16 protein-coding genes are annotated in these 15,139 nt (G+C 67.5%); 7 read left to right on the top strand and 9 right to left on the bottom strand.

Features of this window, described 5'->3' with window-relative positions:
• Positions 1-2 precede the first annotated feature (2 nt).
• On the top strand, positions 3-809 hold the full coding sequence (locus ACFQQD_RS09835) for a YaaA family protein (RefSeq protein WP_378088762.1): 807 nt from the start codon (positions 3-5) through the stop codon (positions 807-809).
• 118 nt (positions 810-927) lie between these two features.
• Here the strand turns inward: ACFQQD_RS09835 and ACFQQD_RS09840 are convergent, their stop codons facing one another.
• From ACFQQD_RS09840 to ACFQQD_RS09850, 3 genes are all read right to left on the bottom strand, one after another.
• Positions 928-1,998 (bottom strand): reverse transcriptase-like protein, encoded by a 1,071-nt coding sequence (locus ACFQQD_RS09840; RefSeq protein ID WP_378088764.1) that lies wholly within the window; start codon positions 1,996-1,998, stop codon positions 928-930.
• Positions 1,999-2,003: 5 nt separating this feature from the next.
• Positions 2,004-2,753, bottom strand: a complete 750-nt coding sequence (locus ACFQQD_RS09845) for a zinc ribbon domain-containing protein (protein WP_378088766.1) — start codon at positions 2,751-2,753, stop codon at positions 2,004-2,006.
• Between the two features lie 87 nt (positions 2,754-2,840).
• Positions 2,841-3,776 carry a Nif3-like dinuclear metal center hexameric protein gene (locus tag ACFQQD_RS09850; RefSeq protein WP_378088768.1) on the bottom strand — a complete coding sequence of 312 codons (936 nt, stop codon included), beginning with the start codon at positions 3,774-3,776 and terminating at the stop codon, positions 2,841-2,843.
• 24 nt (positions 3,777-3,800) lie between these two features.
• On the opposite strand from ACFQQD_RS09850, the gene msrA reads away from it, so the two are divergent.
• From msrA to epsC, 3 genes are all read left to right on the top strand, one after another.
• Entirely contained in the window at positions 3,801-4,436 is a 636-nt protein-coding gene (msrA, locus tag ACFQQD_RS09855) for a peptide-methionine (S)-S-oxide reductase MsrA (protein WP_378088771.1), read from the top strand.
• Between the two features lie 58 nt (positions 4,437-4,494).
• Entirely contained in the window at positions 4,495-5,430 is a 936-nt protein-coding gene (cysK, locus tag ACFQQD_RS09860; protein WP_378088773.1) for a cysteine synthase A, read from the top strand.
• Positions 5,431-5,511: 81 nt separating this feature from the next.
• Entirely contained in the window at positions 5,512-6,096 is a 585-nt protein-coding gene (gene epsC, locus ACFQQD_RS09865; RefSeq protein WP_378088776.1) for a serine O-acetyltransferase EpsC, read from the top strand.
• An 84-nt stretch (positions 6,097-6,180) separates the two neighbouring features.
• Here the strand turns inward: epsC and gndA are convergent, their stop codons facing one another.
• The 6 genes from gndA to ACFQQD_RS09895 all read right to left on the bottom strand — a co-directional run bounded on the left by gndA (position 6,181) and on the right by ACFQQD_RS09895 (position 11,859).
• Positions 6,181-7,659, bottom strand: a complete 1,479-nt coding sequence (gene gndA, locus ACFQQD_RS09870; protein WP_378088779.1) for an NADP-dependent phosphogluconate dehydrogenase — start codon at positions 7,657-7,659, stop codon at positions 6,181-6,183.
• A gap of 108 nt (positions 7,660-7,767) precedes the next feature.
• Entirely contained in the window at positions 7,768-8,679 is a 912-nt protein-coding gene (gene ppk2 / locus ACFQQD_RS09875) for a polyphosphate kinase 2 (RefSeq protein ID WP_378088781.1), read from the bottom strand.
• A gap of 139 nt (positions 8,680-8,818) precedes the next feature.
• A complete protein-coding gene (panD, locus tag ACFQQD_RS09880) occupies positions 8,819-9,235 on the bottom strand; it encodes an aspartate 1-decarboxylase (RefSeq protein WP_378088784.1) in 417 nt (138 codons plus the stop codon).
• A gap of 55 nt (positions 9,236-9,290) precedes the next feature.
• Positions 9,291-10,004 carry a response regulator gene (locus ACFQQD_RS09885; protein ID WP_378088786.1) on the bottom strand — a complete coding sequence of 238 codons (714 nt, stop codon included), beginning with the start codon at positions 10,002-10,004 and terminating at the stop codon, positions 9,291-9,293.
• A complete protein-coding gene (locus ACFQQD_RS09890; RefSeq protein WP_378088789.1) occupies positions 10,001-11,182 on the bottom strand; it encodes a sensor histidine kinase in 1,182 nt (393 codons plus the stop codon). The genes ACFQQD_RS09885 and ACFQQD_RS09890 overlap by 4 nt, the downstream gene beginning before the upstream one ends.
• Entirely contained in the window at positions 11,179-11,859 is a 681-nt protein-coding gene (locus ACFQQD_RS09895; RefSeq protein WP_378088791.1) for a DUF2306 domain-containing protein, read from the bottom strand. Before ACFQQD_RS09895 ends, ACFQQD_RS09890 begins: the two co-directional genes overlap by 4 nt.
• A gap of 134 nt (positions 11,860-11,993) precedes the next feature.
• Between ACFQQD_RS09895 and ACFQQD_RS09900 the strand changes: the two genes are divergently transcribed.
• From ACFQQD_RS09900 to ACFQQD_RS09910, 3 genes are read left to right on the top strand one after another with little or no spacing between them, the layout of a single operon-like run.
• Positions 11,994-12,965: an alpha/beta hydrolase gene (locus ACFQQD_RS09900; RefSeq protein ID WP_378088793.1), complete on the top strand. Its 972-nt coding sequence runs from the start codon at positions 11,994-11,996 to the stop codon at positions 12,963-12,965.
• Positions 12,962-14,359, top strand: a complete 1,398-nt coding sequence (locus ACFQQD_RS09905) for an alcohol acetyltransferase (protein WP_378088795.1) — start codon at positions 12,962-12,964, stop codon at positions 14,357-14,359. Before ACFQQD_RS09900 ends, ACFQQD_RS09905 begins: the two co-directional genes overlap by 4 nt.
• Positions 14,356-15,021, top strand: a complete 666-nt coding sequence (locus ACFQQD_RS09910) for a DUF6320 domain-containing protein (RefSeq protein WP_378088797.1) — start codon at positions 14,356-14,358, stop codon at positions 15,019-15,021. Before ACFQQD_RS09905 ends, ACFQQD_RS09910 begins: the two co-directional genes overlap by 4 nt.
• Positions 15,022-15,139: the final 118 nt, after the last annotated feature.

Raw genomic sequence — 15,139 nt, forward strand, 5'->3', positions numbered from 1 at the left:
CCGTGCTCATTCTGTTGCCGCCCTCCGAGGGCAAGACCGCCCCGCGCTCCGGCGCACCCCTCGACCTGCATTCCTTGTTCCTTCCCTCACTGGCCGGAGAGCGCACCACGGTCATGGGCACGCTGTCCGCGGTCTCCTCGGCTCCAGACGCAGCACGGGTGCTCGGCGTTGGAGCATCAGCCCAGCCGGACATTGACGCGAACACCGTCCTGATGGAGTCCCCCACCGCTCCGGCACATCAGGTCTTCACAGGGGTGTTGTTCGACGCTCTGGACTATTCCGCGTTGCCAGAGGCCGCCCGCAGGCGCGCCCGGAAGTCCGTGTTGGTCTTTTCCGGCCTGTTCGGGGTGCTGACCCTGGGCAACCGCATTCCGAACCACCGCCTGTCCGTATCGAACTCCCTGCCCGGGATCGGCAGGATGTCGAGCTGGTGGAAGCCGCGGCTCGCTCCGCTCCTGGACGCTCATGCCACATCGTCTCGCGTGATCATCGACTGCCGTTCCGGCGGCTACGCTGCCCAGTGGAAGGCTCCACCGGCCGTGACGGCGACCGTTGACGTCTTTCAGATCCGCAACGGCGAACGCACCGTCGTCTCACACTTCGCCAAGCACACCCGCGGCCTGGTCGCCCGGGAACTGTTGTTGGCCGGTCCGCGGGCAGTGAAGTCCGTCGAGGCGGCCGCTGACGTGGTGGCCGCGTCCGGATCCGCCAGTGGGCCGTATGACTGGACGGTGGATCTGGTGCCGTCCACGGGAACGAAGCCGGCCAGCCTGCAGATCACGCTCCCGGACCAGCACACCACCGTCTGAGGTCCCCACCCTTTGCACCCCTGTGCATCTGGCGGTCGAAAGTGCACCGATTTCGGGCAAATTCCCGGGCGTGTTGGGGCACTTTCGACCGCCAGATGGGAGGGCAGGGGGCAGGAGATCAGGTGAGTGGGTCGGCGACCAGCTCGACCTGGAATCCTCCCGGAGCCTCGAGATAGGCGGCGTAGTGACTTCGGCCTCCCGCGAAGGGGTGCCGATCGGAGAACATCAAGGTGAAACCGCGCTGAGTGGCGGCCTCCACCAGAGCGTCGACGTCGGCCCGCGAACCAGCGCGGAACGCCACGTGGTTCAGTCCCGGCCGCAATCGGTCGTGACCACCCGAGGCGACATCCGGGCCCGACTCCAGCACCAGGTACTCTGCCGCACCCTGATAGCTGGTCCCCTCGGACCATTCGCCGCTGACCACATAACCGAGTTCCTCGAACAGCCAGCCCAGGGTTTGGCGTGCCCGTGCCAGGTCGTCGACCCAGATCTCCACGTGGTGCAGCCGCCCCGGTCGCCGTGATGTCCCGACGTCGGCCGCGGCCGGTTGCACCGTCGGTGCGGGTGCTACTTCGGCCGCCGCTTCGGGCACCGATGCCTCGGCGAGCTCGGGCTGTGCCGGTTCAGGCTGTGCTGGCTCAGGATGTACTGGTTCAGGCTGTGCCGATTCAGAGCCCGCCAGTGCAACGGCGATGCCCGAGTCAGCTCGCGCCCACGGGACGCCCTTCGCTCCGGCGTCCATGGCCTCGTTCGAGAGCAGATCGGCGTCCTTGTTCTGTGCCCGCGGGATCCACTGATAGGTGACCTTCTCGGTCGGCAGGATGGCTCGGGCCCGGGTGGCGAGCTTCTGCATGTCCGCGTGCTTGATCTTCCAGCGACCGCTCATCTGCTCTACGACCAGCTTGGAGTCCAGCTTGACGTGCACTCGGGCCTCCGGGTCGATCCGACGAGCCATCTCCAGTCCCGCGATCAGTCCCGAGTATTCAGCCACATTGTTCGAGGCGGTGCCCAGGGGGCGGGCGTCAATATCGAGCACCGCTCCCGTGCGTGGGTCCCGGACGAGGGCACCGTATCCGGCCACGCCCGGATTGCCGCGCGAGCCGCCGTCGGCTTCGACCTGCAGCAGCCGTTCTCCGGAGTCCTGGCCGGCGGATCCGGCAGCGGTGTGGGAACTGACTCCCTCAGCCATGCCGCTCACGCCGACTGGCCGTCGTCGTCGGCACGGACCAGGATGGCTCCGGAATCCGGACAGAACACCAACGTCTCCACCGGGGTCTGCTCGATCTCCGCCAGATCGGCCGGGCTGATCGGCATCCCGGAGGCCTCGGAGCGGTTGCCGATCAGCCGTGCGGCGCCGATGCCCCCGTTGCGGCTGCGGATCTTGTCATAGCGGGCGACGAGGTCATCCGGCAGGGTCGCCGCGAGCGCCTTGCGCCGGGCCGTCACATCATTGCCCTGGGCGGCGACCTCGGAGGCTTCCTGCTTCAGGACGGCGCTGCGCTCTTGAGCAGCGGCCTGGGCTTGAGCCAACGACCGCTGCGCCGCCGCTTCGGCGACCTCGGCCTGTTCGGCCGCGTCCATGGCTTCGAGCTCAACCTCCTCGTGCTGATTCTGCAGCTCCGTCAGGGTGGAGATCTCATGCATCATGTTCTCCAGGTCTCGGGCCGAGCCCTGGCCGGCGTCCAATCGCTTCTGATTGCGCTCCCGGCGGTCCTGCACGGAGGCGACCTCGGCTTCGGCCGCGGAGACAGCGGCGCGAGCCTCGGCCAGGGCAGCGGCCGCTTGGTCCGCGGACTCCTGACGCTCGGCCAGCGTCTTCTGCAGCGAGGCATAGTCGGCGTCCTGCCGCAGCTGCTGCATCCGGTGGCGAGCCTGGTCGAGAGCGGTGTCCAGGGATTGAAGCTCCAGCAGGCGTAGCTGGTCTTCACGTGAAGCAGTCGTCATCGTGTTCTCGATTCGTCGAGGGTGTGGTTCAGAGAGCGCCGCGAAGCGCTCGAGTTCTCAGGTGCCGGACTTCTCTCGCGCGAGTCCTCAGGTGCCGGGAGTCAGGACGAAGTCCCAGGGATCGGTGTTCCGAGAGCTCACGGCGATCTCAACGCCGAAACCACGGTCGGTCAGCAGGTGGTCGAGTGCCTCCGCAGCCGCGGGAAGCCACAGCCATTCGCTGCCGAAGTGCGAGACCTCGACCAAGTACGGGCGGCCACCGGTGAGCCGCGCTGCCTCCCGGAACTCCGACGCGGGGTGGTGGCGCAGATCAGCGGTGACGTACACGTCGGCACCGGAGGCACGGACCTCGTCGAACAAACCATCTCCGGCGCCACCGCAGACTGCCACCCGGCTGACGATGCCGTCCCGGTCTCCGGCCACGCGCACTCCGCCGGCCACCGACGGCATGGCGCCGAAGACCCGAGAGCCGAACTCGGCCAGGGTCATGGATTGCGGCAACCGTCCCACTCGGCCAAGGCCCTCTTCCGACAGCCCGCCCTCGGCCGGCGCCAACGGAACGACGTCCTCCAGGCCGAGGACATCGGCGATGACGTCCGAGACCCCACCGACCGCGGAGTCGGCGTTGGTATGGGCCGTCAGCAGGGCGCAGCCACCCTCCACGAGGGTATGGATGACGTCGCCCTTGAACCCGGTGGCAGCCACTGAATTCACTCCGCGTAACAGCAGCGGATGGTGGGTGACCAACAATTGCGCCCCGGCGCCCACGGCTTCCTCCACCACCTCGTGGACCGGGTCCACGGCAAAGTGGATGCGCTCCACGGCTCGCTCCGGCCGTCCTGCCACCAGCCCGGTGGCATCCCAGGACTGGGCCAAGGACTCTGGCCACAACTCCTCGAAGACCTCCAGGACCTGGGCAAGGGTGGGAGTGGTCAGGTCCCCCGTCGTCTGCTCAGTTGTCTGCTCAGTCGTCTGCTCGGTTGTCTGCTCGGTCGTCGCATCGCTCGGGGTCTCGGCAGTCATGGCCCTATTGTGCCCGACCCGGGAATGAACGCGCGCCCCCTGGTGCTGTACGCGAATGTGAGTGATTTCAAGGACTCCGCAGTCAACGCAGACCACGCAAGCCACCACTCTTCGTCGCACCGGGTGCTGACCGTGGCGGGCGGATGCTTCTGGTGCCTGGACGCCGTCTACCGGCGAATCCGGGGCGTCACCGCCGTCGAATCCGGGTACACGGGTGGAGACTGGCCGAACCCGGATTACGAGGCCGTCTGCTCCGGGCAAACTGGACATGCCGAGGCCGTTCGGGTGACCTTCGACGAGTCCGTCGTCGGAGCAGATCTGATCCTGGACCTGTTCTTCACCGGCCATGACCCCACCACGTTGAACCGTCAGGGGTACGACGTCGGCACCCAGTACCGCTCGGCGCTGTTCGCCGCGGACGCTCAAGACGAACAGCTCTTCCGCGCGGCCATCGAGCGGAACCAGCAGAATTGGGACGACCCCATCGTCACGACCATCGAGCCGCTCGGTCAGTGGTACCCGGCCGAATCCTTCCACCAGGATTTCTACTCGAATCGTCCTGAGGTGGGCTACTGCAACGTGATCATCACACCGAAGCTCGCCAAGGTGCGTCAGCGTTACTCGTCGTGGCTGGTGGAGCCCTCGGAGACGGTGCACTGACATAGGCTGATTCCAGTACCGACTCATCTGTCTACAGCCTCCGGAAGGAACCCCTGACATGGCCAAGATGCTCAACAACATCACCGAAGCTGTCGGCAATACCCCCTTGGTGTTGCTCAACCGGTTGACCGAGGGGCTCCCCGGCACCGTCGCCGTCAAGCTGGAGTTCTACAACCCGGCCAATTCCGTCAAGGACCGCATCGGCCGTTCGATCGTCGACGCGGCAGAGGCCTCCGGCCAGCTCCGTCCGGGCGGCACCATCGTGGAGGGCACCTCGGGCAACACCGGCATCGCCCTGGCGATGGTCGGGGCCGCCCGCGGCTACCAGGTGGTGCTGACCATGCCCGAAACCATGTCCAATGAACGCCGGGTCATGCTCCGGGCCTATGGCGCCGAGATCGTCCTGACTCCGGGGGCGGACGGCATGAAGGGCGCCCTGGACAAAGCCCAGCAGATCGTGGCCGAGTCGGACAACGCCGTCTGGGCCCAGCAGTTCGCCAATGAGGCCAACGTCCAGGCGCACTATGACGCCACCGGCCCCGAGATCTGGGAGGCCACTGAGGGCAAGGTTGACATCTTCGTGTCTGGCATCGGTACCGGCGGAACCATCACGGGTGCCGGCCGGTACCTGAAGGAGCAGAACTCGGATGTGCGGCTGATCGCCGTGGAACCCTCCGACTCCCCGATCCTCTCCGGTGGCAACGCCGGCCCGCACAAGATTCAGGGCATCGGAGCCAACTTCGTTCCGGAGATCCTGGACACGGAGATCTACTCCGCGGTTTACGCCGCCACCCTCGAGGAGTCGGTGGCCACCGCCCGCGCCCTGGGCACCCAGGAAGGCATTCTCGGGGGAATCTCCTCGGGGGCCATTGTGGCCGCTGCCCTGGAGGAGGCCGCCAAGGAGGAGAACCGGGACAAGCTGATCGTGGCCGTCGTCGCCGACTACGGTGAGCGCTACATCTCGACCGTTCTCTATGAGGACATCCGCGGCTGACCGAGCCGGTCCACTCCTCCGGCCACCCCGGCCAGTCACCACGAACCGTTAGACCATCGCCCGCCTACCGAAAGGCCACCAGTGGGTTTCCTGTCCCGACTGAAGGAAGACATCGCCAACGCCCGGGCTCATGACCCGGCAGCGCGCGGCGACTTTGAAGTGGCCATCGTCTACTCGGGCCTGCACGCCATCTGGGCGCATCGGCTGACCCACCGGATGTGGAAGGTCGACAAGCTCAAGACCCCGGCACGGATGATCTCACAGGCGACTCGTACGCTCACCGGGATCGAGATCCATCCCGGCGCGACGATCGGTCGACGGTTCTTCATCGATCACGGGATGGGAGTGGTCATCGGTGAGACCGCAGAGATCGGCGACGACGTCATGCTCTATCACGGAGTGACTCTGGGAGGCCGGTCCCTGGCGCAAGTGCGCCGCCATCCCACCCTGAAGAACGGCGTCGTGGTCGGAGCCGGCGCCAAGATCCTCGGCCCGGTCGAGATCGGCGAGGACACGGCCGTCGGTGCCAACGCCGTCGTCGTCAAGGACACCCCGGCCGGCGCTATCGCCACCGGTGTCCCCGCCACGTGGCGGCTGCGCGCGCCCAAGGAGCGCCAGGCCGCCGTCGATCCGGCGGAGTACGTCGACCCCGCCATGTGGATCTAGCACTTCCCCATCTCCCCTCCCCTCACACTTTGCGGGCAGAACGAACCGGTTCGTTCTGCCCGCAAAGTGTGAAAACGGAAGGGGTCAGGCGTCGGTCTCGGACCGGTCGCCGGACCACAGGGTGTGGAAGGTGCCCTCGCGGTCAGCGCGGCGATACGTGTGCGCGCCGAAGTAGTCTCGCAGGCCCTGGGTCAGCGCGGCGGGCAGGCGCTCGCGTCGCAGACCGTCGTAGTAGGACAGCGCCGAGGAGAACACCGGAACGGGTACCCCTGCGGCCACGGCCGTGGCGACCACCCGCCGCCAGGCCGGCAGGGCCGAGGCGATCGCGTCGCGGAACTCCGGAGCAAAAAGCAGATTGTCCGGCTGCCCCGGAGCCGTGGTGCCCGGTACCGGGTGACGCGTGGTGTCCCGTCCCCCGTAGGCCTTCATGATGACGTCGAGCAGGTCCGCACGGATGATGCAGCCGTCACGCCACAGGGAAGCGATGGTGCCGAGGTCCAGTGACCATCCGTACTCGGCCGCCGCGGCGGTCAACATGTCCAGGCCCTGAGCGTAGGAGACCAGCTTGGAGGCGTAGAGCGCCAGGCGGACGTCCTCCACGAAGGCCTCACGGTCCGCGCCCTGAGGAGCCTTCACGGTGGTCGTGCCGGCCGCCAGCACTTGTTGAGCGGTGTGCCGGATCTCCGGCTGGCTGGACAGGGATCGGGCGAAGACGGATTCGGCGATGGCTCCGATGGGCGCGCCGAGGTCCAGTCCGGAGATGGCGGTCCACCGGCCGGTGCCCTTCTGGCCGGCCTGGTCCTCGATGACATCCACCAGTGGTGATCCGGTGGCGGCATCGCGGTGACCCAGCACCTCGGCGGTGATCTCGATGAGGTAGCTGGCCAGCTCCGTGGTGTTCCAGCGGCGGAAGACCTCGGCCTGTTCCTCCGGTTCGATGCCGGCCACGGAGCGCAGCACGTCGTACGCCTCGCCGATGACCTGCATATCCGCGTACTCGATGCCGTTGTGCACCATCTTCACGAAGTGCCCGGCGCCGTCGGTGCCGATCCAGGCGCAGCACGGTTCACCGTCATAGTGCGCTGAGATGTCCTCCAGCAGTGGCCCCAGCGCCTCGTAGGACTCCTTCGGCCCGCCAGGCATGATCGCCGGTCCGTTGAGGGCGCCCTCCTCACCGCCGGAGACGCCGATGCCGACGAAGTGCAGATCCCGTGCCGCCAGTGCGGCCTCCCGGCGTCGAGTGTCCTCGTAGTGGGAGTTGCCGGCGTCAATGACGATGTCTCCGGCGTCCAACAGCGGTACGAGCTGATCGATGACGTCGTCCACCGCCTGGCCGGACTTGACCATGATCAGCACCCGACGCGGAACGGCCAGGTTCTCCACCAGCTCGGCCAGGGTCTCCGTGGGGATGAACGTCCCGTCGGCACCGTGCTCGGCCACCAGGGCGTCGGTGCGGGCGCGGCTGCGGTTGTGCAGGGCCACGGTGTAGCCGTGCCGGGCAAAGTTCCGGGCCAGATTGGCCCCCATCACCGCGAGTCCGGTAACGCCGATGTCAGCCTTCATGCCGTTCCTTCCCAGCACTCCTCGGTGCTGCCGCCAGACCTGAGGGGACCGGGGCCGTCTCGCCCGGGTCGTTCGATGCTGTCCAGCCTACGTGGTCGCGGCCCCAGGTCAGTCCCCGACGGCGTCGCGACCGCGGCGCACGATCAACGGGTCCGGGGTGCCCACCACCTCGTGGTCCTTGCCCTCATATTCGAACTTCGAGAGGAAATACCGCATGGCGTTGAGCCGGGCCCGCTTCTTGTCATTGGAGCGGATCGTGGTCCAGGGCGCATGGTCGGTGTCCGTGTGCAGGAACATCGCCTCCTTGGCGGCGGTGTAGTCCTCCCACCGGTCCAGGGACTCCAGGTCCATGGGCGAGAGCTTCCACTGCCGGACGGGGTCGATCTGCCGAATGGCGAAACGGGTGCGCTGTTCGGACTGGGTCACGGAGAACCAGAACTTGGTCAGGTGGATCCCGTCGTCCACGAGCATCTTCTCGAACAGCGGCACCTGGTTCATGAAGGTGTTGTACTGCTCGTCCGTGCTGAAACCCATCACCCGCTCGACGCCGGCCCGGTTGTACCAGGAGCGGTCGAAGAGCACGATGTCGCCCTCCGTCGGGAAGTGGTTGATGTAGCGCTGGAAGTACCACTGTCCCATCTCGCGGTCGGAGGGCTTGTTGAGCGCCACCACCCGGGCCGTGCGCGGATTGAGGTGCTCGGTGAAGCGCTTGATCGTGCCGCCCTTGCCGGCGGCGTCGCGGCCCTCGAACACGATGATGTGCCGCTGGCCGGTGTCCTCGCCCCAGTACTGCAGTTTGAGCAGCTCGATCTGCAGTTTGTACTTCTCCAGCTCGTACTCCTCGCGGGAGAGCCGCGTCGAGTAGGGATAGTCCTCTTGCCACGTCTCCACCGCCCGGCCCTGCGGGTCGATGAGGTCCGGGTCCGGGGTATGGCCATCCGCAATGGTGTAACCGCCGTTGCGCAGATTGTCGATGAACTCGCGCAGGTTCTCGCGGGGAGCATCCGGGGTCAACAACATGGGGTCTCTCCTTCTGGACCGGTGCTGGGGCTCGTTGTCCATCATCGGACCATCTCGCCGTCGTCTTCGACCGCAGAGCGGAATTCCCGGGTGAACAGGCGTTGAACACTCACGGGCCGCACGGCGGTTTCACCCCCGGTCAGGGTGTGACCGCAAACGGTGGGCGCCGCAGTCCCTCGACCACGGCCTCGCCAGCGTCGGAGCCACGCCCGACGATGCGGTTGTTCGCATCCACATGGATCACCGTCGGCGTGAAGGACCGTGCCTCTTCGGTGGTCATCTGTCCATAGGCGATCAGGATGACCGTGTCACCAATGTCCACCAGGTGCGCGGCGGCACCGTTGATGCCCAGCACCCCGCTGCCCCGCTCACCCACGATGGTGTAGGTCTCGAGTCGGGCGCCGTTCGTGACGTCGACAATGGAGACCTGCTCGCCGGGGAGAATGTCCGCGGCGTCCAGCAGGTCTTGATCCACCGTGACGGAGCCGACGTAGTGCAGGTCGGCGTGGGTGACGGTGGCCCGGTGGATCTTGGACGTGAACATGGTGCGCATCATGGCACCTCCATTATGCCCCAGTTGTCTACGCCCTCGTTGGTCTACGCCCCTGCTGTCACGTTCGAGAGGGCGGGATCGGCATCCGTCCGGTCTCGTAGGCCCACATCGCCGCCTCCACGCGGTTGCGCAGCCCCAGTTTGGTCAGCACACCGCCGATATGGGTCTTGACGGTCCCCAAGGACAGGTGCAGCGCGGCGCCGATTTCGGTGTTGGTCCGTCCCGCGGCCAGCTGCGCCAGGACGTCCTCTTCGCGGGCTGTCAGCCTCGGCGCGTCCGGCACGCTCGACGCCGCTCCCCCGCCGGAACCAGAGGTGCCCGACGCCGGTCTTCCTCCCGGCGGTCGGTTGCGGGCGAACTCCGCCAGCAGTCGCGTGGTGATCTTCGGTGAGATCAGCGCGTCCCCGGCCGCAGCCGCGCGAACCGCCTCACCGATCAGCGCGGGGCCCGCGTCCTTGAGCAGGAACCCGCGGGCTCCGCTCCGGAGGGCCTCGTGCACGTATTCGTCCAGGTCAAAGGTCGTGATCACGACGACGGCGAACGGCTCGCGCTCGTCCGGCCCCGCCAGTGCGCGGGTGGCCGCCAAACCATCCATCCCGGGCATACGGATGTCCATCAGCACCACATCCGGCCGCAGACTTCGGGCCAGTCGCACCGCCTCGGCGCCGTCGGCCGCCTGGCCCGCGACCCTGAGTGCCGGATCGGCCTCCACGAGGAGGGCCAGCCCCTCGCGGACCGGAGACTGGTCGTCGGCGATCAGCACGGAGATCACCGCGGTGTGCCTTCCATGGAGGCTGGCTGCGACGATGAGAGCGGGATCTCCGCCCGGAGAGTCCATCCCGCGCCGTCAGGGCCAGCCGAGAACGTCCCGCCGAGCAAGGCGGTGCGCTCGGCAGCGCCGGGCAATCCGTACCCGGCGCTGTCTCCAATACTGGCTCCAACGCTGGCACCGGTGCCGGGACTGGCGACACGGCCGTCGTCGTGCACGGTCAGGACGGCGACGTTCCGACGGACCGAGACCTCCACGGTGATGGTGCTCGCCCCGGTGGCGTGTCGGCGCGCGTTGGTGACCCCCTCCTGCGCCAACCGGTACAGAGTGCTGGCGATGGTCGCGGGTAGCTCTGCAGCCTTCATGCGGACCGTCACGGCCGGCGGCCCCGGAGTCTCGAGGGCAGCGATTGCCGCCAACGTGGTCGGCGCGAGTTCGGCCGGGGCGCGCAGAACCCCCACCAACTGGCGCATCTGGGTCAACGCCTGCTGGGCCTCGTGCTCGATCACCCGCAGCCCCTCGGCGACGGGGCCGCCGTCGGCGTGGAGTCCCGCCGCCTGGGCACGGATGGCGATCGCCGAGACATGGTGGGAGACGGTGTCGTGCAGGTCCCGGGCGAGGGCTTCGCGCTCCTGGGACCGGATCCGCTCGGCCTCTCGACTCCGCGCGTTGGCCCGCTCACGATTGAAGGCGCCGAGAACCGCGGTGGTGCCGACGATCGAGGTGCCGGCCAGCCCAGCGGCCACCGCGTCCGGGCCGGATGACAGCACCGTCGCGAGCACGACCCCCAGGGCCAGCAAAGGCGCGCCGCACACCCGTGCACGTCCGGATCCCCAGCGAAACAGGGCGTAGGGAAAGGCCAGCAGGACCACGGTGGTGCCCAGTGAGTCCGGCCCGACGCCGGCGCTGCGCTGCGCGATCTGCAGGGCAGAGGTCGTCACGAAGATCGCCGCCACCCCCACCAACGGGTGCGTGCGACGCCACGGCAAGAGAGCGAGGAGCGCCACGGTGACCACGGCGACGGGCACGGGCCAGTCGAGATCCGTGCGAACGATGGCCTCGAACACCGCCATCGCGATGACGACTCCGGTCAGCCACAGGTCTCCGCCCCGCGGTCCGGTGCCGATCGCGGCGTCCTGCCGCCACAGATCGCCCAGTCGAGTACCCCTGGCCGTGGTCATACGCTCAGTCTAGGAGCGGGGCGTCGAGCCGGGGTCCGGGACTGACGGCGGGCCCGGATGATCAGTTCGGCGGCCACCACGTTCAGCAGCCAACCGGCGTCCATCTGGAGCAGCCGTCCCAGTTCGTCCGGTGCTCCGAAGATGATGAGGAACGGCGCCGAGGTCAGCACCTGAGTGCCGGCCCCGAGAGCCAGGGCGTAGGCCCGGATCATCCACTCGCCGTGTGCTCGGTACCGGTGCTGTGTCACGGCGACGACGGCCAGGGCCAGAAACGCGAGCATCGCGAGACCGACGACGTACCGGGAGGCTGCCAGCGCCGGTCCGTCGACGAGAGGCGTCTGATAGGCCGCGGTCATCCACAGACCGGTGACCCCCACGAGGACGCCCGAGGGCAACACCAGGTACTGACCGGCGAGAACATGCCAACTGGTCCGGCGGCGGCGCAGGGTGGGCAAAAACTGGAAGGCACCGACAATCGAATAGATCAGTGCGGCGATGATGTGTACGACGACGGGCAGGGGCAACTGCAGGAACCGGCTGTTGGCCGGCGTTTCCGGGGCACCGGTGGCGATCTCCGATATGCGGAACACGCCGGCCACCGAGGGGATGACGGCCAACAGGATGAGGCCTGCGGCGATCATCCACTCTCGATTGCGACGTTTCTGGGCGGTCTCCATGCACTGAAACGTACGGGCGCGAGGCGGGGCGCCGCTTCGGCCGAACGGATTAACTTCTCCGTCAATGGACCACCCAGGCGAGGTCTCTAAGCTGTGTCCATGGAATCGCATGCCCACAGCCCTCTGAAGTCTCGGTGAACCGTCTGTCTCGAGCGGTGCTCAGCCTGTTCGCCGCACCCCGGGTGAACATGCGCGAGGACTACGCGAAGGTGCGACGTTTCCAACGTCGGCTGGCTGCGTTCCCGGCTCCTCGGTATCGGTACCGGGAGACGGTGTCGGACGCGGGAGACCACCAGATCCCGGTGCGGATCTTTCAGCCCAAAGAGAAGCGCAGCGATGCAGTGCTCCTGTTCTTTCACGGAGGCGGCTGGGTCACCGGGGACATCGAAAGCTATACCCCGGCATGCGCGACCATGGCGGACCTCACGGGTTGCGTGGTGGCCGCCGTCGACTACCGGTTGGCACCGGAGGATCCCTTTCCCGCGGGTCTTCAGGACTGCTATCACGTGACCCGGCAACTGTTGGACCATCCGCAACGGGCGGGCATCGAGAAGGCCTCCGACATCGTCCTGGTCGGCGATTCCGCGGGAGGCAACCTCGCTGCCGCGGTCTCGTTGATGCTGCACGAGCGTGGTCATCGCGGGGCCGACCGGCAGATCCTGCTCTATCCGGTGACCCATTGGGATCACGACCCCGAGACGTCACCGTTCGCGTCGGTGCGTCACCATGGTCAGGACTACCGGCTCACCAACACCGAGGTCCAGGACTACATGGAGCTCTACGTTCCCGATCCGGAGCAACGCCGAGACCGGCTGGTCGCGCCGCTGATGGCGACCGATCTCGCCGACCAGCCCCGGACTCTGGTGATCACCGCAGAACTGGACCTGCTGTGCGATGAGGGCGAGGCCTACGGCCGGGCTCTGCAGGAGGCCGGGAACGACGTGCAGATCCACCGGGTGCTCCGCGCCCTGCACGGTTTCATCGTTCTGCCCCGGTTTTCCCGGCCCCTTCGAGACGCCTACGCCGTGATCGACACCTTCCTCACCGACGACCCGGCGGTCCGCGAGCGCCCGGAGACGGACCGCCACGGGGAGGCACCGACGTGACCCGCCGCAGATGGGTGCGGCTGGACAACGCCTCCAACATCTTCCTGGCGGCCCGGACCAGTTCCGATCCGAAGGTCTTCCGCCTCAGTGCGGAGATGGATCACGAGGTGGACCCACAGCTGCTCCAGCGGGCCCTGGACCTGACGTACGACCAGTACCGACTCTATCGCGCAGTGCTCCGGCGAGGGGTGTTCTGGTACTACCTGCAAGACAGCGACCTGCGTCCGGTCGTCACCGAGGAGAACCTGCACACCTGTGCCCCCATCTATCAGGCAGACCGGCGCACTCTGCTGTTCCGTGTGGAGCATCATCGCCGCAGGATCGTCCTCGAGGTGTTCCACGCGCTCTCCGATGGCACCGGTGCGCTGTGGTTCCTCACCGACCTGGTGACCGCGTACCTGCGGTTGCGGTATCCGGAACAGCCGCCCGCGGCAGAGCCGGTGCATGAACTCAGCCTGGACAGCTTCGCACATTATTTCCGACGACGGCGGGACGCGGCACCCCGGCAGGCGCCGGTATCCGCGCTCGGGTCCGGTGCCGAGCGCGACCCCGGTGCCGACGTCGATCGCCCGGCGCCCTGGGGGCTCGGCCGGCTGCGCCGCGCGTCGGGAACCAGGGTGTACCGGGTACGGGGAACCCGCACCCCGGACCACCGCACTCGCGCCGTCGAACTGACCATGCCCGCACCGGATGTGCTCGCCCTGGCCCGCGCCGAGGGCGTCAGTCTCACGATCTATCTGACGGCCCTGTTCTTCGAGTCCGTCCGCCGTTCCTCCGGGGACCTGGGCCGGGCCCGCACCCTCGCCGCCTCTGTGCCGGTGAATCTCCGCCAGTTCTTCCCCTCGACCTCGCCGCGGAACTTCTTCGCCACCGTCCGCGTGGAGCACACCTACGGGGACGGCCCAGACGACCTCGGTGCCATCTGCCGAAACCTCGAGAGTCAGTTCCGCCCGAAGGCCGCTCCGGAAGCCCTGGAGACGAAGCTGCGACGGTTCATCCAGTTCGAGCGAACGCCCGCGCTGAGGATCGTGCCGCGGCCGCTCAAGGATGTGATCCTGGGAGTGGTCAACCGGATCAGCAACCGCAGCTTGACCGTCGCCGTCTCGAATCTGGGTCGGGTGACCCTGCCCGAGCCCGCGGATTCCCACGTGCGGCGGATGCTGTTCCACGTCTCCGCGGCGCGTCCCCAGTTCTGCGCCATCTCCCACGCCGGTCTGCTCACGGTCACCTTCACCTCACCGTTCTCGGAGACCGATCACATCAGGGAGTTCGCCCGGTCCTTGACCGCCAACGGGATTGACGTGGTGGTGGCGGCGGCCCGGGTCACTGAGGACGAGCTCGCAGAGGCGGAGGCGGGGACGGACGCGGGGACGGACGGGGAGGAGAAGCCGTGAGGCGATGCGCGGAGTGCTCCATCAACCTCGAGGGTGACTGGTCCCGTTGCCCGCTGTGTTCGACGCCCGTCACGGGTGAGGCGGCGCCCAGCCCGTTGCCAGCGGTGCCGCTGACCTTTTCCCGACGGCGGGTGATCCGGGCGCTGTCTCTCACCTCGATCGCGGTGGTCCTGGCCTCGTTCGTCGCCCCCGTGTTGTTCAGCCGAGAGCTCGCCGATTTGGGCGTCCTTCGCTCCATCTGGCTCGGGGTCAGTGCCATGTGGCTGGTGGTGCTGATGGCCGTGCGCAAACGACGCAACGTGGCCAAGGGCACCGTGTACCTGGTGGTCGTGGTGGGGCTGGTCTGCGTGTACTGGGACTACCTCACCGGCTGGCAGGGGTGGGCGCTGACGTACGCGGTGCCGATCGTGTGCGTCTTCGCCATGCTGGCCTTGCTGATCACGGTCCGGGTGATGCGCATCGAGGTCGGGGAGCACATTCTCTACAGCGGACTGACGGTCCTGCTGGGGCTGGCACCGATCGGCTTCCTCGCCTTCGACTGGGTCACCGATCCCGTGCCCTCTGGAATCTGCGGCGCGCTGAGCGTCGTCGCCCTCGTGCTGTTGCAATGGGCCCAAGGCCGTCAGGTCCGCCACGAACTCGCCAAACGGCTGCACCTGTAAGCTCCGACCCACCGCCTTCATGACACAGTGGAAGACCACCATGCGAACACTCTCTGAGGCCGACCCGACCATCCGCCGTCCGACCGTTCCGGCGTGGGTGTCTCTGCGCGGCCGAGGC

Origin of the sequence: Citricoccus sp. GCM10030269 (assembly GCF_042665635.1) — a bacterium.
GTDB lineage: Bacteria > Actinomycetota > Actinomycetes > Actinomycetales > Micrococcaceae > Citricoccus.